This window comes from Vibrio sp. R12-SW3-ISO1, from assembly GCF_059834005.1.
In genome coordinates this window covers 1-17,709 of record NZ_JCBDGK010000045.1, presented here as the reverse complement: position 1 = coordinate 17,709, position 17,709 = coordinate 1, and the positions used below count along the sequence as shown (strand labels likewise).

The 17,709-nt window shown below is 49.2% G+C and carries 12 protein-coding genes, 1 tRNA gene, 1 rRNA gene and 2 pseudogenes; 9 read left to right on the top strand and 7 right to left on the bottom strand.

What is annotated here, in order from left to right; all coding sequences use genetic code 11:
* The first annotated feature begins 99 nt into the window (after positions 1-99).
* The 5 genes from AC6R0R_RS13650 (at position 100) to luxS (ending at position 6,650) form a co-directional block, all read left to right on the top strand.
* Positions 100-1,050, top strand: coding sequence for an NADP-dependent oxidoreductase (locus tag AC6R0R_RS13650; RefSeq protein ID WP_500627068.1), 951 nt, complete (start codon positions 100-102; stop codon positions 1,048-1,050).
* Positions 1,044-1,505 carry a YqaA family protein gene (locus AC6R0R_RS13645; protein WP_334555098.1) on the top strand — a complete coding sequence of 154 codons (462 nt, stop codon included), beginning with the start codon at positions 1,044-1,046 and terminating at the stop codon, positions 1,503-1,505. Before AC6R0R_RS13650 ends, AC6R0R_RS13645 begins: the two co-directional genes overlap by 7 nt.
* An 8-nt stretch (positions 1,506-1,513) precedes the next feature.
* The gene (locus tag AC6R0R_RS13640; RefSeq protein WP_500627067.1) at positions 1,514-4,372 is read left to right on the top strand and encodes a M16 family metallopeptidase; all 2,859 of its coding nucleotides are present in this window, start codon (positions 1,514-1,516) and stop codon (positions 4,370-4,372) included.
* A 51-nt stretch (positions 4,373-4,423) separates the two neighbouring features.
* The gene (gene gshA, locus AC6R0R_RS13635; protein ID WP_500627066.1) at positions 4,424-6,001 is read left to right on the top strand and encodes a glutamate--cysteine ligase; all 1,578 of its coding nucleotides are present in this window, start codon (positions 4,424-4,426) and stop codon (positions 5,999-6,001) included.
* A gap of 130 nt (positions 6,002-6,131) precedes the next feature.
* Positions 6,132-6,650 (top strand): S-ribosylhomocysteine lyase, encoded by a 519-nt coding sequence (luxS, locus tag AC6R0R_RS13630; RefSeq protein WP_334555101.1) that lies wholly within the window; start codon positions 6,132-6,134, stop codon positions 6,648-6,650.
* An 88-nt stretch (positions 6,651-6,738) separates the two neighbouring features.
* On the opposite strand, the gene AC6R0R_RS13625 is transcribed toward luxS, so the two are convergent.
* Positions 6,739-7,215 carry an RDD family protein gene (locus AC6R0R_RS13625; RefSeq protein WP_500627065.1) on the bottom strand — a complete coding sequence of 159 codons (477 nt, stop codon included), beginning with the start codon at positions 7,213-7,215 and terminating at the stop codon, positions 6,739-6,741.
* 191 nt (positions 7,216-7,406) lie between these two features.
* Here AC6R0R_RS13625 and AC6R0R_RS13620 point away from each other — a divergent pair.
* Positions 7,407-7,491: transfer RNA gene (locus AC6R0R_RS13620), tRNA-Leu, on the top strand.
* Positions 7,492-7,618: 127 nt separating this feature from the next.
* Here the strand turns inward: AC6R0R_RS13620 and AC6R0R_RS13615 are convergent.
* The 6 genes and pseudogenes from AC6R0R_RS13615 to ahpC all read right to left on the bottom strand — a co-directional run.
* Positions 7,619-8,041 (bottom strand): annotated as a pseudogene (locus tag AC6R0R_RS13615) (methyl-accepting chemotaxis protein); the annotation flags it as partial.
* Positions 8,042-8,143: 102 nt separating this feature from the next.
* A pseudogene (locus AC6R0R_RS13610) lies at positions 8,144-8,920 on the bottom strand (PAS domain-containing protein); the annotation flags it as partial.
* 77 nt (positions 8,921-8,997) lie between these two features.
* Positions 8,998-9,417, bottom strand: a complete 420-nt coding sequence (locus AC6R0R_RS13605; RefSeq protein ID WP_500627064.1) for a hypothetical protein — start codon at positions 9,415-9,417, stop codon at positions 8,998-9,000.
* Positions 9,417-10,883: a methyl-accepting chemotaxis protein gene (locus AC6R0R_RS13600; protein WP_500627063.1), complete on the bottom strand. Its 1,467-nt coding sequence runs from the start codon at positions 10,881-10,883 to the stop codon at positions 9,417-9,419. Before AC6R0R_RS13600 ends, AC6R0R_RS13605 begins: the two co-directional genes overlap by 1 nt.
* Before the next feature lie 281 nt (positions 10,884-11,164).
* The gene (gene ahpF, locus AC6R0R_RS13595) at positions 11,165-12,733 is read right to left on the bottom strand and encodes an alkyl hydroperoxide reductase subunit F (protein ID WP_500627062.1); all 1,569 of its coding nucleotides are present in this window, start codon (positions 12,731-12,733) and stop codon (positions 11,165-11,167) included.
* A gap of 154 nt (positions 12,734-12,887) precedes the next feature.
* Entirely contained in the window at positions 12,888-13,445 is a 558-nt protein-coding gene (gene ahpC / locus AC6R0R_RS13590) for an alkyl hydroperoxide reductase subunit C (RefSeq protein WP_334555125.1), read from the bottom strand.
* Positions 13,446-13,711: 266 nt separating this feature from the next.
* Between ahpC and AC6R0R_RS13585 the strand changes: the two genes are divergently transcribed.
* From AC6R0R_RS13585 to AC6R0R_RS13575, 3 genes are all read left to right on the top strand, one after another.
* Positions 13,712-14,116, top strand: coding sequence for a VOC family protein (locus AC6R0R_RS13585; protein WP_334555126.1), 405 nt, complete (start codon positions 13,712-13,714; stop codon positions 14,114-14,116).
* Positions 14,117-14,262: 146 nt separating this feature from the next.
* A complete protein-coding gene (locus tag AC6R0R_RS13580; RefSeq protein WP_500627061.1) occupies positions 14,263-15,522 on the top strand; it encodes a cyclic di-GMP phosphodiesterase in 1,260 nt (419 codons plus the stop codon).
* A 525-nt stretch (positions 15,523-16,047) separates the two neighbouring features.
* A 16S ribosomal RNA gene (locus AC6R0R_RS13575) occupies positions 16,048-17,599 on the top strand.
* Positions 17,600-17,709 lie beyond the last annotated feature (110 nt).

The following is a 17,709-nucleotide window of genomic DNA, read 5'->3' as shown; positions in this document are numbered from 1 at the left end:
GGCGAAATTGCGACAGTTCGGTTAACTTCTCACTAAGAATTGGTATATATTCAAAGGGATGCTTTCGCATCCCTTTTTTTATCGATAGGGAAAGTACACATGGAAAACAAACAAATCGTAATCACGAAATTTGGCGAACCGGATGTCTTAGCGATTCAATCTTCAGCGGTGCCTCAGCCTCAAGCCGGCGAAGTGTTGGTTAAAGTGGCATTCGCTGGGGTTAACCCTATCGACGTAAAAACCCGTGCAGGGCTCGGTTGGGCTGCCGCGCAAAACAAAGACAACCTCCCTTGGGTACCCGGCTACGATATCGCTGGAGAGATAGTAGCAACGGGCGATGACGCGCAGCGCTTTGCTGTCGGCGATAAAGTGGCGGGATTTATTGGCTTTCCTTTGCAAGGTGGAGGCTACAGCCAGTATGTCGCCGTACCAGAGACGCTACTAACCTTAGTGCCTGATGCCATCACGTTGGAGGCGGCTGCCGCTCTGCCTTTGGCTGGGCAAACCGCTGTTCAGGCGCTGGATAAAGCCGGCGTCAAAGAAGGGCAACGCGTGCTTATTCTTGCGGGAGCTGGCGGGGTGGGGCACATCGCTGTACAAGTGGCGCTCGCGGCGAAAGCGGAAGTGTTTACCACCTGTTCGGAAGCCAATTTGGATTACCTGGCGACATTGGGCGCACATGCGGTCAACTATCAGTTTGCCCCGGTCTCTGAGCGCGTTGAAGACGTAGATGTCTTGATTGACCTAGTGGGCGGTGACGCCGCATTAGATGCGCTAAAATGCCTAAAAGATGGCGCGACCGTCGTCACGGTCCCGACCATCAGTGCTGAGATGATTTGCGAAAAAGCCAAGATTCTGGGTTTTGAGTCGACCGGGATGCTGGTCGACCCAAATCCTGAACAGTTAGATGCCCTCGTCTATATGGTCAGCGTTGGCTTACTTAAAACGGAAATCCAGCACGTCTACCCAATGGACAATGTCGCTGATGCACATCGACAAATCGAGACGGGCAGAACGCGCGGGAAAGTCTTGCTTGATATGCAATGTTAGACGCGTTTAATCACGCATTTCAGTCGGTCGCATTGTGGTTTTCTGATTCGGCTCTGTGGGTACTCTTCATCACAGGGTTTCTCAGTGCGACTCTGCTGCCGGGCGGCTCCGAGGCGGGGCTCGTTGCCACCCTCAGTCTCAATCAATTCTCCACTATGATGGTGATCGTCGTTGCCAGCCTAGGTAACACCTTGGGCGGGCTCACCAATTATTGGCTCGGGCTCTGGTTACCAAATCGAACTCAAGATGAAAAACACGGTCATAAAGCCGTAGCTTGGCTGCAAAAGTACGGCTATTGGTCATTGCTGCTCAGTTGGCTGCCGATTATTGGCGATCCTCTCTGTTTAGCCGCTGGATGGCTGAGAATGCGGTTTTGGCCATGTTGCTGGCTTATTTTGCTGGGTAAGGCATTACGTTACAGCGCGTTAGCTGCGCTTTATTTTGGACTTTTCTAGGAGATGTCATGAGAAAACTCTGGCTTGGTGCCCTTTCTCTCCTTGCTTTGTATGGCTGCGCGAGCAGCACGATTCCTTCAGTATCGCTGTTTTCTTCTCTCCCTCCGGGCGTTTCTCTGATCGAAGAGGTAAAGCCTCAGCCTGGCGTTGCGATGATCCCTTATGCCAAATATCGCCTCGACAACGGGTTGACGGTCATCCTCTCTCCGGATGATTCAGATCCTCTTGTCCATGTGGACGTCACTTACCATGTAGGCTCTGCGCGGGAAGAAGTCGGTAAATCCGGCTTTGCCCACTTTTTTGAACACATGATGTTCCAAGGCAGCGAACATGTTGGCGATCAGCAACACTTTAAAATTATCACTGAAGCGGGCGGTACGTTAAACGGTACGACCAACCGTGACCGAACCAACTACTTTGAAACTGTCCCTTCAAATCAGCTAGAAAAAATGTTGTGGCTTGAGTCCGATCGTATGGGATTTTTGCTTGATGCGGTCTCACAACGTAAGTTTGAAGTCCAACGTGATACGGTGAAAAACGAGCGAGCGCAGAATTTCGATAATCGCCCGTATGGCTTGATGTGGGAAAAGATGGCGGAAGCCATGTACCCAGAAGGCCATCCCTATTCGTGGCAAACGATCGGTTATGTTGAGGATTTAGACCGTGTGGATGTCAACGATCTTAAAGCTTTCTTTTTACGCTGGTATGGACCGAATAATGCCGTGCTGACGATCGGTGGCGATATCGACGTGGATCAAACGCTTGAATGGGTTCACCAGTATTTTGCTTCAATTCCGGCAGGACCAGAGGTAGAGAAAGCGCCGAAACAGCCGGCTCAGCTCAATGAAGATCGCTATGTCACGCTAGAGGATCGCATTTCTCAACCTATGGTGTTGGTAGGGTGGCCAACCACTTACAATGGCGAGCAAAATCAGGCCTCGCTCAATGCATTGGCGAATATTTTGGGCAGTGGTGCCAATAGCTTGCTCTATCAAAACTTAGTCAAGACAGAGATGGCTGTGGATGCGGGCGCCTTCCAAGATTGCGCTGAACTTGCCTGTACCTTCTACGTTTATGCCATGGGCCCATCCGGTGACAAAGGGCAGTTGACGCCGCTCTACCAAGCGCTGATGGACACCCTTGAGGAGTTCGAGCAAACAGGGGCCACTCAAGCGCGCCTTGAGCAAATTACCGGTATGGCGGAAGCTGACGCCGTCTTTGCCCTGCAAAGTGTGCGCGGTAAAGTTTCGCAGTTGGCATCCAATCAAACCTTCTTTGGTCAGCCAGATAGAATGCAGACTCAGTTAGAGCAGATCCGCAACGTGACGCCAGAGTCCGTGCAATCTGTGTATCAGCGTTTTATCAAAGACCAACGCAAAGTGACATTAAGTGTAATTCCGCGTGGGAAAGCGGAGCTTGCAGCTGCTCCGGCGACGTTTGTCACCCCTGAGCGTCAGTTGCCTGAATACCAAAAAGTGGACGAGAGCCAACTGGCGTATCGACGTGCAGAGGATGATTTTGACCGCTCGGTGATGCCAGAGGTCGCCAAGGGTGTCGAAGCAACGATGCCTGAGCTGTACCGCGTCTATTTTGATAATGGCGCTGAGCTGATTGGTACCGTGAGCTCAGAAACGCCGACGGTTCAGCTTGAGATAAGTTTCCCGGCAGGGGAGCGCTATGTCCGGCAAGATAAAGAAGGGCTGGCTAACTTAACAGCGTCGTTACTCGAAGAGGGCACCACTGAGTCGAGTGTGGAAGAGCTGCAAGCCAAACTGGATGCGTTGGGCAGTACGCTTTCGGTGAGAGCGGGCAATTACACCACCTCACTGTCGATCTCCACCTTGGAGAAAAACCTCACGCCAACGTTGGCGATTGTCGAAGAAGTGCTGTTCAAGCCCGCTTTTGATGCTGACGACTTCGAGCGGATTAAAAAGCAGACGTTAGAAGGGCTAGTGTATCAACATCAGAAACCGACTTGGCTGGCGTCACAAGCCACGCGACAAGTTCTGTTTTCTGGCAGTGTCTATGAACGTTCGAGCGATGGCACCCAAGCCTCGGTCGAGGCGATTAGCCTAGACGATGTGAAGGCGTTTTATCAGCAGCACTATACGCCACAAGGTGCGCAAGTAGTGGTTGTGGGGGACATCAGCCGCAGGCAGATCGTCAAACAGCTCGCGTTTTTGAAAGAGTGGCAAGGCGAGGCGGCGCCATTGCTACGACCTCAGTCGGTTGAGCCACTTGCCCAGCAAAAGCTCTACCTAGTGGATAAGCCGGGAGCGCCACAAGTGATTATTCGTATGGTGCGACAAGGCTTACCATTTGACGCAACCGGAGAGGTTTATCTTACGCAACTGGCCAACTTTAACTTGGCTGGCAATTTCAATAGCCGTCTGAATCAAAACCTAAGGGAAGACAAAGGCTATACCTATGGTGCCAGTGGCTATTTGGCCTCCAACCGCGAAGTGGGTGCCTTGGTCTTTTCCGCTCAAGTTAGAGCAGACGCCACACAGCCTGCACTGGTGGAGATGCGTAACGAGCTTGAACAGTTTGCGCAGCTGGGAATGAGCGATGAGGAGATGAAATTTTTGCGTCTTGCCGTCGGTCAACAAGATGCACTCAACTACGAAACGCCGGCACAAAAAGCGCAACTGCTAGGCAGTATCTTGGCGTTCGGATTGGATGAAGACTATTTACAGCAACGAAATCAGATTGTGGCAACGGTCAGCAAGGAGACGTTAAACGCACTCGCGGCGAAGTGGTTTGATCCCAGCCAGTATCAAATCATCGTGGTGGGCGATGCGAAATCGTTAAAACCCCAGCTAGAAAGTTTACAGATTCCGATAGAAGAGCTTGAAATCATCCGTTAGAGTACACATAACTGAGAACGTAGAAACGATTAAACATAAGTGAACTTCATTTTGACAGATTTTGCTGCGCGATTAGAGCGAGTCGCTCGTAACCCAGAAGTATTCCAACACTTTAGCCGTGGCGTCGAGCGAGAGACTTTGCGCTATCAAGACGGGCGTTTGGCGACCACTCCGCACCCTCAAGGGTTAGGGTCGGCGTTGACCAACCAATGGATCACGACGGATTTCTCTGAATCGCTGCTCGAGTTCATCACTCCGGTGTCGCACGACATCGAACAGTTGATGGCGCAGCTTGAAGACATCCACCACTTCACTCAAACCAAACTGGGGGAAGAGAAACTGTGGCCACTGTCGATGCCTTGTTACGTCGAGCATGAGGAGTTGATCAACCTTGCTCAATATGGCGACTCGAACTCAGGCAAGATGAAAACGCTGTATCGCCAAGGGTTGAAGCGTCGCTACGGCAGTTTGATGCAAATTATCTCCGGTGTGCATTTTAACTTCTCTTTCCCGGACAGTTTCTGGGATGCCCTCTATGGAGAGCAAGATGAGCAGGCGCGTCAAGAGAGCAAATCTGAGGCGTACTTCGGCTTAATTCGTAATTACTACCGCTTTGGGTGGCTGATTCCTTATTTCTTTGGCGCGTCACCGGCGCTCTGCTCTTCGTTTATTCGTGGTCGAGAGACGAAACTGCCGTTTGAAAACATTGGTGAAACCCTCTATTTGCCGAACGCCACCTCACTGCGTTTGAGTGATTTGGGCTACACCAATAGCGCGCAAAGTGTCCTCAAGATCGGATTCAATAGCATTGATGAGTATTTAGCAGGGCTTAATGAAGCGATTCGCACGCCTTCAGATAAGTTTGCCAAGATAGGCGTGAAAGTGGACGGTGAGTACCGTCAACTTAATAGCAACGTTTTACAGATTGAAAATGAGCTCTACGCGCCTATCCGTCCGAAACGAGTGACCAAAAGCGGTGAGAAACCGTCTGAAGCGTTGCGCCGAGGCGGGGTTGAGTACATTGAGGTGCGCTCACTGGATGTGAACCCGTACAGCTCGGTGGGTATTACCGAAGATCAGGTTCGCTTCCTCGACCTCTTCTTAGCATGGGCTGCATTAAGTGACTCTGAGCCGATGGATTTTTGTGAGCAAGCGTGCTGGCGAGAGAACTGGAACAAAGTGATTGTCGAAGGTCGCAAGCCGGGTCTTGAGTTACAGATTGGCTGCAAAGGCGAAGTCTTAACGTTGCAAACCTGGGCTAAGCGTGTATTTTCTGAATTGACGGCGATCGCCAAAGTCATGGATGAGGCCGCCGGTGTTCAGGCGTACCAAGATGTGGCGAAGACACTGCTTGAGTGGATTGATAACCCTGAGCTGACCATTTCAGGGCAACTGCTGGCAGACACCAAGCGCCTAGGCGGTTTAGGAAATGTGGGCCGAGAGTTTGGTCGTCAGTACAAAGCGCGTCATCAAGCTCACCAATACCGTACCTACAGTGAGTCTCTGATGGAACAAGAAGTCGCGCGCTCAGTGGAGGCACAAGCCGATATTGAAGCGAAAGATAGCCTGTCATTTGATGCGTTTTTAGAAGACTACTTCGCGTACTTAAAAACATCGCAGCAGGCGTAATCCGTGCCACAATAGGCTCGCTCATTCATCGCCGATTTGCTAGGCTTTGACTATCTGCCTAGCTGTTATCGCCGGGCCAAGAAAAAGAATAGAACAGCTCCCAAGAGCTTGGAACCAATGGAGACGGACCATGCCGTTACTAGATAGCTTTACCGTAGATCACACTCGTATGAACGCCCCAGCCGTTCGCGTGGCAAAAACGATGACCACGCCTAAAGGGGACACCATCACAGTGTTTGATTTGCGTTTTACCGCCCCAAACAAAGACATCTTGTCAGAAAAAGGCATCCACACCCTTGAGCATCTATACGCCGGTTTCATGCGTAACCACCTTAACGGTGAGAGCGTGGAAATCATCGATATTTCACCGATGGGTTGTCGTACAGGCTTCTACATGAGCCTAATTGGCACACCGACCGAGTCTCAAGTTGCTGACGCATGGCTCGCGGCAATGCAAGATGTGCTGAAAGTGGAAAGCCAGAACAAGATTCCAGAGCTCAACGAATACCAATGCGGTACGGCAGCGATGCACTCACTGGATGAAGCCAAAGCGATTGCAACAGCGATTATTGACGCGGGCATTTCGGTCAATAAGAACGATGAGTTGGCGTTACCAGATTCGATGCTGAAAGAGCTCAGTGTTGACTAAGCACCGAATAGACCAGGCTGATTTAGGCTGGGACAGAAACCAAAAAAGGAAAGCACATCGCTTTCCTTTTTTATTACCTATTAGATTGTTATTGCGCTTTAGGCAATACCACGACGCGCGTTTTAGCCCATATATCGTGAAAGCCGCGCTTTTTGGGGTCGATAGGCACACTAAGATTGGCAAGGCCGAAACCGGATGTGCCAATGCGAATCAGCGCTTGCGTCACCGTGATTCGCCCGCCTTGATCATTTTGCAGTTGCAGTTTCCAGGCACGCATGCCCAATGTTTGGCCCGCTTTTGTCCAAAAGTAGACAAAGAAGTAGACCCATACCGCCGCGAGATAGAAGGTGTAGAGAGGACTCCATACCGGATGCTGCGTAAGGAAATCACTGACGTCTTGGTATTGGCCAACATGAAATACGCCGAGCGCCATTAGCGCATGTAAAATGGCGATAACGATACCGGCCGCCATCATTTCGATGGCAATGATGATCAACCCATCATAAAAAAGTGCCCCTAAGCGGCGAAAAAGTCCCGCTGGTGGCAAGGTGCTATTGCTAGACATAAAACGACTTACCCTTAAAAAACTGGCGCCAGAATATAGTGTCAAACTGGTGATGAAAAGAGAGCTTGCGCACAGCTTACGACTTTGTGGCGAATTTATCAGCAAACAATAAGCAAATCAGCTTTTTGCACTTGCGCGATGGCAAAGCTTACGTATAATGCCAGACATCAACAGGGAGTCATCCCCAAGATGCCGGTGTGGTGAAATTGGTATACACGACGGATTCAAAATCCGTTGCCTTCGGGCGTGGCGGTTCAAGTCCGCCCACCGGTACCATATTTAAACAACAAAGCCTCGACGAAAGTCGGGGCTTTGTTGTTTCTAGCATTCGCCATTTTCAAAAAAGCCCCGTGTTGAAACGAGGCTTTGTTTGAACGACGATTAGCAGTATCACGATAGAGGGTTAAGACAGGTTTTCCACCGTTCGAGACACTTTTTCTGCGTCATCGATGATTCTGTCGATCACTTGTGAGATCTGCTCAGTTTGAGATTCGCCGTGGGACGTTTTTTCGGTGACGGCTTGGATTTTGCCATCGAGTTTTTGTGTGATCTTACTGTTCTCACCGATAACGTCGGCAATCTCTGAGGTAGATTCAGAGGTCCTGGCCGCGAGGTTACGCACTTCATCGGCCACAACGGCAAAGCCGCGGCCTTGTTCTCCGGCCCTAGCCGCCTCAATTGCAGCGTTCAATGCGAGCAGGTTGGTTTGCTCGGCAATGGCGCTGATGGTCGAGACGATGGTTTCAACGCTTTTCGACTGACCATTCAAGGCGGTCACCAACTCATTCATTTCGGCGACTGAGCGGTTTATCTCTTGAGAGTTGGTCAGAAGCTGCGCAATGCTCTCTTTCCCTTCACACGCAGAGTTGACGGTTTGCTGGGCTATCTCGAATGAGGTGGTGGCGGCTTCTTTGACTCGCTCGGCTTTTTCGACACGATCGGTAATATCGCTCGCAAGTTTGATGATTTTAACTACTTTGCCTTCATGGTTGAAAATCGGGTTATAAGTCGCTTCTAACCACATACGTTGCCCATGCTTATCAATCCGTTGGAACAGACCGGTTTTGATGGCACCAGTCGACAACTCTGCCCAAAAATTGGGGTTGGACTGATAAAACTCGGGCAAGCAAAACATACGATGGTGCTGACCTTTGATTTCGGCCAATGAGTAGCCCATGTGCGCGAGGAAGTTTTTATTGGCGGTAATGATGGTGCCGTCGGGTTCAAAGTCGATGACGGCTAACGATTTATCCAGGGCGTCTAACAGTGCTCGATTGCGCTCACGCTCTCGCTGAGCATCACTCACGTCAGAGGCCACTTTGGCGACATACTCGACTTTCCCATGTTGATCGCGGACCGGAAAATAGGTGGCCTCGACCCAAAATGCGAGATCTTGCTTGTTTTTGCGAATGAATCGGCCTGTTTTAGGGATGCCTTGATTGAGATCTTTCCAAAGTTGCTTGTATTCAGCTGTCTCAACGTCCTCTGGGAAACAAAGGAAGCGGTGATGTTTGCCTTGCACTTCTTCCAAGCTATAACCGGTAACAGAGAGAAACTGAGCGTTGGCAAAACGGATGTGCCCATCGGGTGTGAATTCGATATAAGGAACCGATTCTTTCACCGACTCCTTGAATTGATTAGCGCTGCTAAGTTGATTTTCTAACTGAGTAATCTTGTCATTTTTGGCGCGAGCGAAATTTAACATCCTTGTCTCCTAACCACTGTTTTTATTATGCACTGTATTGAGTTTAGTGTAGGTAACCCGATGCGTTTGTACAATGGTTATAACAGCAATGAGAGGCGTAAGCCAACCGAGCGCGAGGGGTCAATGATGATTATTTGCATGGCGCTATTGGTGCAGTAGGGGATCAGCACGGAGTAGGAGTGGGTCTTATCGAGTGTCGGTTGGCCAATTAAGGTGCCAAATTGTTGATCATCAGAGGTAACGAGTACGTCAGTGAGTGGAGACTCATCTTGAAAAGTGAGCTCAAACTCGGTTCTCTCTAGCGGTGAAAACTGGCCACTTTTTATCGTCACTTGATACCCATCGACTTGGCATCTTCCATCATTCACTGGGCAGTCGACCAATGTAAGCCCTTGAGGCGCCGCGGCGAACTCCATTTTCGGTTCAAACTTGAACCAGGTCGGTGCGACATAGCCCGCTGCGAATAGCAGCGGGATCAAAAAGTAGCGGTAGGTCATTAAGAGAGCTGGAATCGCTGGCTTAGGCTTGCCAACTTGCTAGTGGCTTGCGTTAGCTCTGATATCGCAGCGTTCTGCTCCTGAGATTGTTCGGCAATCACAGCACTGGCGTTATCCACTTCGGACATATTGCTTTGTAGACGGTCTAATGAGCGGTGTTGCTCATCGACTGAATCGGCGACTTGCGACATCTGGAGACTCACTTGGCTGATATTGTGCGAGATTTGTCCGGTCGATTGGATGATATTGTCCACGGCACTAGAGACTTGCGTCGATAGTTCAGTCATGTCGCTGATATTGCCCGTGGAGAGTTTGACTGCTTTCTCTAGTTGACCTAGAGAAACACCAATCTCCTCAACGCTTGCGCTGGTGCGATTAGCTAGCTGGCGGACTTCGTCTGCCACCACGGCGAAGCCTCTCCCGGCTTCGCCGGCTCTTGCCGCCTCGATGGAAGCGTTAAGGGCGAGCAAGTTTGTTTGTTCAGAAATGCTCGTGATCGCTTCGAGAATTTGATGAATGCTGTTGGCGTCTTGCACGACTTGGCTGACGTTGCTGCGTGTCTGGTCAACAATATCGGTCATGCGGGCTAATCGATGTTGGCATTCTGCCGATTGAGAAAGCGATGCGTCGCTCAGCTCGGTGGCATGCTGGGCGCTTTGATGGCAAGCTTGGGTTGTTTGTGAAACATGGGAGAACGAATCACTGAGATCGCTCACCGCGCTTGCGACTTGCTTGATATTGTTACTATTGCGAGAGATTTCACGATCAATTCGTGTGGTGTTGGCCGCAAAATCCTCGGATACATGAGAGAGCTCTGCAACGGATTCGCGTTGGATTCTAGCGGTGTCTTGCAACTGTAGAATGATTTGGTTGAAGCGAGTGAAAAATTCATCCCGCTCTTGCAGTTTCACATTTAAGTTGAACGTCGAACCTTGTACCACATGATCGACAGTGCGGCTGACGTATTTCAATCGTTGCAGGTTTTTATCCAGTACGAGACAGGCGTACATGGATACGCTAGCTTGGAAAATGGCATACAGGCAGTGCTCAATAACTAAGGTGTAGCTGCTGTTCGGTGGGAAGAGGTATACCGGTACGCCAGACGACTGCATCCAAAAGAAGAAAACGTGATGCAGAGCGGCCGCAACCAGTGCGTGTAATACCATCAGCCAGTTATTGTAGAGCGTCATTAACGCCAACATGATGAAGACTTCAAAGTGAAGCATGATGTCCCCATAGGCTTGATGAATATGCAAAGCAACAAACCCATACAGCACGTACGGCAGCGCATAGCGAGTGGTGGGGCGATTGAGAATGACGACTAAGGCAGACAAGACCAGAGTGGCAATCAGGTCGGGCGTCGCATACCCATAGCGAGTAAAATAGATAAACGAAAGTGCCATCATAGGCAGGCCGATAATGTACGTTTTTTGAGAGAACGACAACTCACGCTCTAGCTTAATCATACCAATCTACTCTTAGCAAAATAATCGATGTGCATGTTAGAAGTATATGTACACCACTCATGCTCAGTGGTTGTACCAACAATCCGTATTGCTGTTAAAAGCCGTTTTGCTGATAAAAAAATTGTAGACAAAAAAAGCCAGCAGGTTGGCAGCTGCTGGCTAAGTCTTTTGGGCTTCCTTTGTTGTTATACTTCTCGTCACAAAGTTCGATCACTGCGTCCCGATAAATTTCCTCTGAGGTGAAAATTTCACGCGGTGCCAATGATGTGCGATAAGGGGATTTATCCTTGTTTGCGAATCAAGTAGTCAAATGCGCCAAGGCTTGCTTTTGCGCCTTCTCCCATCGCAATAATGATCTGTTTGTACGGTACGGTTGTGGCATCACCCGCCGCAAATACACCTTCTAGGCTCGTCTCGCCACGGCTACCCACTTCGATTTCGCCACGATTTGACAGGGCAACCTCTGAATCTTTCAACCATTCCGTGTTCGGTACGAGGCCAATTTGCACGAAGATACCAGACAACTCAATCTCTTTGATTTTATCTGTGTTGCGGTCTTTGTACTTCAAGCTCGTGACTCGTTTCCCATCACCAATCACTTCTGTGGTTTGTGCCATGGTAATAATGTCGATGTTTGGCATCGAGTTCGCCTTGTTGATCAAGACTTGGTCGGCGCGAAGGACATCCGCAAACTCCAACACAGTCACGTGCTCAACAATACCTGCAAGGTCGATAGCGGCTTCAATACCTGAGTTACCACCACCGATAACGGCAGTCTTCTTACCTTTGAACAGTGGGCCGTCACAGTGTGGGCAGTAGGCAACGCCTTTGTTGCGGTACTCTTGCTCACCCGGAACGTTCATTTCACGCCAGCGTGCACCTGGGCTTAGAATGACACTCTTACTCTTCAGAGTTGCGCCACTCTCAAGTTGGATATGAATCAGACCATCTTCTGTGTGCGCCGCGCCCATCAGCTTTTCTGCTTGCTGTTCTGTTACGACGTCCACATCGTACTCTTTTAAGTGCTCAGCAAGATCAGTCGCCAGTTTTGGACCTTCAGTACGTTTCACTGAAATGAAGTTTTCGATCGCCATGGTGTCCATGACTTGACCGCCAAAGCGTTTAGCGACAACGCCAGTGCGAATCCCTTTGCGCGCCGCATAAAGAGCCGCAGCACTACCACCAGGGCCACCACCGACAACCAAGACATCGTATGGATCTTTTTCGCTCAGAGCTTTCGCGGCTTTCTCGCTCGCGCCGTCATCCACTTTGTTAAGAATCTCAGTCAGAGACATGCGGCCTTGACCGAATAGCTCGCCGTTAACGAAGACACTCGGTACGGCCATGATGTCACGTTGTTTTACTTCATCTTGGAAGAGTGCGCCATCAATCATGGTCGCGTTCACTTTCGGGTTGATCGCCGCCATCATGTTGAACGCTTGAACCACGTCTGGACAGTTTTGACACGAGAGTGAAATAAAAATTTCGACATCAAGATCTTTGTCTAATGCGGCGATTTGCTCAATAACCTCAGGCTCAAGCTTGATTGGGTGACCGCCAGAGTGCAGCAGCGCCAAAACGAGAGAAGTAAATTCATGTCCCATTGGCAAGCCGGCAAAGCGCAATGACGTACCTTTGGTCGGGTTGGTCACTGCCATCACAGGTTTGCGTGCGCTGGCATTATCATCTCGTTCAACACTGATCAGATCGCTCATCTCAGCGATTTGATTGGCCAAGGCGAGGATGTCATTGGCGGCTTTGCTTTCATCTAGGCTAACCACTAGACGAACCTCTTCTTTTACGTTGGCGAGATATTGTTTGAGTTGTTGTTGAATCGCTTGGTCTAGCATGGTGGTACTTACCTTAAATAAACAAAAGAGTGGTTACTCTGGATAAAAACAGGTTGGGAAGAGAGCAAACCGGGTAGAAGGTCGTCAGGTATCTGACCCAGAATGCTCTCTTAATTAGGTTCCTAATAGGGGAGGAACAACAATCTCAGTGAGATTAGATTTTGCCAACTAGGTCTAGAGATGGTGCCAGTGTTTCTTCACCTTCTTTCCATTTCGCTGGGCAAACTTCGCCTGGGTGAGCAGCGACGTACTGAGCGGCTTTTACTTTGCGAAGTAGGTCTTCTGCGTCACGGCCGATACCTTCAGCAGTGATTTCCATCGCTTGAATCGTACCTTCTGGGTCGATCAGGAATGTTGCGCGGTCTGCAAGACCTTGACCTTCACGCATAACACCGAAGTTGTTGGTGATGTTGCCAGTTTGGTCGCCAAGCATGTAGTAGTTGATTTTGCCAATAGTGTCTGAGCTATCGTGCCATGCTTTGTGAGTAAAGTGTGTATCAGTAGAGACTGAGTACACTTCTACGCCGCGCTTTTGAAGCTCTTCGTAGTGGTCTGCTAGGTCACCAAGTTCAGTTGGACATACGAAGGTGAAGTCTGCTGGGTAGAAGAAGAATACCGCCCATTTACCCAGAACGTCTTGCTCTGTGACTTCAACAAATTCACCTTGTTTGAATGCGGTCGCTTTGAATGGTTTGATCTTAGTGTTAATCATATCTTTACTTTCCTCAGAATGTTTTGGGTGAGCAGTTCTTGCTTTCGGAAAGTATATTCTCATCCGCCGTAGACTAAATAAAATTGCTTGTAGCTATCTTATTGATAGGGGAATCCTATTAGAAATTAACAAGGCCTCGTCTAGCGCAGTGTGGTTCGAGTCGGCGCTTTGCGCGCAAGATAAGAACGGGGGAATTTTTCTTCGCTTTATCCGCGAGTTAGTGAATTGTCAGCTATCTTTTAAAGAAAACAACAGGAAGTCAGACAATGTATCAAATCACACCATATCTCTTTTTCGCTGGAAGATGTGCCGAGGCGCTCCATTTTTATCGTGACAGTTTTGAGGCAGACGTCACATCAGTGCAATATTTCAAAGATTCACCTCAGGTCATTGAGGGGGCGGAGCCTCATTGGATTATGCACGCAGAAATTGACATCATGGGCAATAAATTGATGCTCTCTGATGGCGTGGTGGCGAAAGAGCTGAGCGGAAACACCATCGCCTTATCCATTGTGCTTGACGATCTCGACTTACAAGCGAGGCTGTTCGATAAGCTCGCGACGCAAGGTCGCGTGATGATGCCTTTGGCCGACACATTTTGGGGAGCACGCTTTGGTAAAGTGGAAGATCAGTTTGGCATCCGTTGGATGCTGCACTGCAATCTAGTCTAATCTGCTGAGGTGTCATGCCGCGTCAGCAATCCGTTGCTCACGTCTGTTGATGAGTTGGTCAGGTAGGGTGGCTTTTTGTGATGAAATCGCCACCTAATTCATCTAAGATTATTGGGTTATCAAAATGATTCAGTTGTATAAACGTCGTGGCTAGCATCAAAATTACCGTCGATCGTCTCCAACCCGGATTGCACATTCGACTGCCGCTCAAATGGAATGAGCACCCTTTCTTATTGAATAGCTTCAAGATAAAAGACGAAGAGCAAGTGCGACTCATTCGCCACTTGGGAATTAAGCACGTCTATATCAATCCTGCGCAAAGTGATGTTGAACCACTGCCACCGCAGAAAGCGCAACCCGAAGAAGAGGCCGACAATGACCACTCCGGCGTTGATAGTGAGGCAGAAAAACTCTGGCAGCAGAAACAAGAGCAAATAGAAAAGCTCAATGCCTATCGACGCCGAGTGATTCAGTGTGAAAAAGAGTTCGAACGATCGTTGTCAAAGATGCGAGCGGTGATGAATAAAATTCGCAGCCGACCAGAACAAGCCATTGATGAAGCATCGGAGTTAGTCAGCGATGTGGTCGACAAATTGCTTAGCGATGACAACGTGACGTTACACCTCATGAACGGTAAGAGTGAATTTGAGGACATCTATTTTCATTCCCTCAATGTTGCGGTTATCGCGATGATGATTGCCAAGGCTAAAAAGCTCAATGCAGACAAGATAAAAGAAGTCGCGTTTGCTGCGCTATTCCATGATATGGGAAAAGTTAAAATCCCAACGGCAATAGTCCGCAAAAAGACGGCCTTGACGGAGCCAGAGAAAAACTACCTCAAACTGCACACCAAGTATGGTTTTGACTTGGCCGATAAAATAGAGAGCTTTCCGGAAAGTGCTAAAACGGTCATTACTCAACATCATGAACTGAATGATGGTTCTGGATACCCTCAAGGGTTAAAAGAAGAAGAGATAGATATGATGACGCAAATAGTGTCGGTGGCGAATGCGTATGACAATCTCTGTCACTGCAATATCGAAGCAGAACAAAAGATCCCTTATGTTGCGCTGTCTCACCTTTATAAAAACTGCAAGCATCTCTATAGCAACGAAAACCTCGGCATTTTAATCAAGTTTATGGGCGTCTACCCACCAGGTACCGTTGTCCAACTGTCCAACAACATGGTTGGCTTGGTCATTTCAGTCAACGCGCGCAATATTCTCTACCCGAATGTGCTGATGTACGACCCTTCTGTGCCAAGGACTCAAGCGCCGATTCTCGATTTAGCGGAAAAAGAACTGAAAATAGTGAATGCGATTTTGCCTGCTAAGCTTCCAGATAAAGTAAAAGAGTACTTAAACCCACGCTCACGCATTTCATACTTCTTTGATTCAGACAGTTAGAGGTTGAGTTATCCACAGGCATTTGTGTATATGCTTAGGATAGTGTGCGCGTAAACTAGGTATAAAATAGTGCCTGATCGAAAAGTAGTCGGTCAGGCGTTTTTTGATAAAAAAAAGGCTTTTTTCGCTTGCGCTATTTCTGTTGCTCCCTATAATGCGCATCCACTGACACGGCAGACGCCACAAGGCTTCAGCAGTGTTAAGAGAGGTAAAAGCTTCTTGAGAAAATAAATTTGAAAAGTGTTTGACTCTTCAAATTAACTCGCTAGAATGCACCTCCGCTTTGAGAGAAAGTTTCTTGAAAAGCACAGCTCTTTAACATTATAAACCTATCAATCTGTGTGGGCACTCGTTGATGATAATCCAATTAGAAACTTCTCTTAATAAAGAGCGGCTTCAAATTAGGTTTCAATGAACTGAGTGACCATTGAATCTTCGGATTCAGCACAGTCAATTCAAGTTTTCTAGGAACTAGCTTCTAGTCACTAGGAACTTATCAGTATTCATTGAGCCGAACAAAACTTTAAATTGAAGAGTTTGATCATGGCTCAGATTGAACGCTGGCGGCAGGCCTAACACATGCAAGTCGAGCGGAAACGAGTTATCAAAGCCTTCGGGTGGCGATAACGGCGTCGAGCGGCGGACGGGTGAGTAATGCCTGGGAAATTGCCCTGATGTGGGGGATAACCATTGGAAACGATGGCTAATACCGCATAATGCTTTCGAGCCAAAGAGGGGGACCTTCGGGCCTCTCGCGTCAGGATATGCCCAGGTGGGATTAGCTAGTTGGTGAGGTAAGGGCTCACCAAGGCGACGATCCCTAGCTGGTCTGAGAGGATGATCAGCCACACTGGAACTGAGACACGGTCCAGACTCCTACGGGAGGCAGCAGTGGGGAATATTGCACAATGGGCGCAAGCCTGATGCAGCCATGCCGCGTGTATGAAGAAGGCCTTCGGGTTGTAAAGTACTTTCAGCAGTGAGGAAGGTGGGTGTGTTAATAGCGCACTCATTTGACGTTAGCTGCAGAAGAAGCACCGGCTAACTCCGTGCCAGCAGCCGCGGTAATACGGAGGGTGCGAGCGTTAATCGGAATTACTGGGCGTAAAGCGCATGCAGGTGGTTTGTTAAGTCAGATGTGAAAGCCCGGGGCTCAACCTCGGAATTGCATTTGAAACTGGCAGACTAGAGTACTGTAGAGGGGGGTAGAATTTCAGGTGTAGCGGTGAAATGCGTAGAGATCTGAAGGAATACCAGTGGCGAAGGCGGCCCCCTGGACAGATACTGACACTCAGATGCGAAAGCGTGGGGAGCAAACAGGATTAGATACCCTGGTAGTCCACGCCGTAAACGATGTCTACTTGGAGGTTGTGGCCTTGAGCCGTGGCTTTCGGAGCTAACGCGTTAAGTAGACCGCCTGGGGAGTACGGTCGCAAGATTAAAACTCAAATGAATTGACGGGGGCCCGCACAAGCGGTGGAGCATGTGGTTTAATTCGATGCAACGCGAAGAACCTTACCTACTCTTGACATCTACAGAACTTAGCAGAGATGCTTTGGTGCCTTCGGGAACTGTAAGACAGGTGCTGCATGGCTGTCGTCAGCTCGTGTTGTGAAATGTTGGGTTAAGTCCCGCAACGAGCGCAACCCTTATCCTTGTTTGCCAGCACTTCGGGTGGGAACTCCAGGGAGACTGCCGGTGATAAACCGGAGGAAGGTGGGGACGACGTCAAGTCATCATGGCCCTTACGAGTAGGGCTACACACGTGCTACAATGGCGCATACAGAGGGCGGCGAACTTGCGAGAGTAAGCGAATCCCAAAAAGTGCGTCGTAGTCCGGATTGGAGTCTGCAACTCGACTCCATGAAGTCGGAATCGCTAGTAATCGTGGATCAGAATGCCACGGTGAATACGTTCCCGGGCCTTGTACACACCGCCCGTCACACCATGGGAGTGGGCTGCAAAAGAAGTGGGTAGTTTAACCTTCGGGAGGACGCTCACCACTTTGTGGTTCATGACTGGGGTGAAGTCGTAACAAGGTAGCGCTAGGGGAACCTGGCGCTGGATCACCTCCTTATACGATGATTATCGTTATGAGTGTCCACACAGATTGATATGGTTTAATTAGAGCATTCAGTGGGTCTGTAGCTCAGGTGGTTAGAGCGTTCGCCTGATAAGCGAGAGGTC

Excerpts from the sequence above, each read along its gene's own strand:
- AC6R0R_RS13650 (WP_500627068.1), top strand. The coding sequence starts at position 100 with ATGGAAAACAAACAAATCGTAATCACGAAATTTGGCGAACCGGATGTC.
- AC6R0R_RS13645 (WP_334555098.1), top strand. The coding sequence starts at position 1,044 with ATGTTAGACGCGTTTAATCACGCATTTCAGTCGGTCGCATTGTGGTTT.
- AC6R0R_RS13640 (WP_500627067.1), top strand. The coding sequence starts at position 1,514 with ATGAGAAAACTCTGGCTTGGTGCCCTTTCTCTCCTTGCTTTGTATGGC.
- luxS (WP_334555101.1), top strand. The coding sequence starts at position 6,132 with ATGCCGTTACTAGATAGCTTTACCGTAGATCACACTCGTATGAACGCC.
- AC6R0R_RS13625 (WP_500627065.1), bottom strand. The coding sequence starts at position 7,215 with ATGTCTAGCAATAGCACCTTGCCACCAGCGGGACTTTTTCGCCGCTTA.
- AC6R0R_RS13605 (WP_500627064.1), bottom strand. The coding sequence starts at position 9,417 with ATGACCTACCGCTACTTTTTGATCCCGCTGCTATTCGCAGCGGGCTAT.
- AC6R0R_RS13600 (WP_500627063.1), bottom strand. The coding sequence starts at position 10,883 with ATGATTAAGCTAGAGCGTGAGTTGTCGTTCTCTCAAAAAACGTACATT.
- ahpF (WP_500627062.1), bottom strand. The coding sequence starts at position 12,733 with ATGCTAGACCAAGCGATTCAACAACAACTCAAACAATATCTCGCCAAC.
- ahpC (WP_334555125.1), bottom strand. The coding sequence starts at position 13,445 with ATGATTAACACTAAGATCAAACCATTCAAAGCGACCGCATTCAAACAA.
- AC6R0R_RS13585 (WP_334555126.1), top strand. The coding sequence starts at position 13,712 with ATGTATCAAATCACACCATATCTCTTTTTCGCTGGAAGATGTGCCGAG.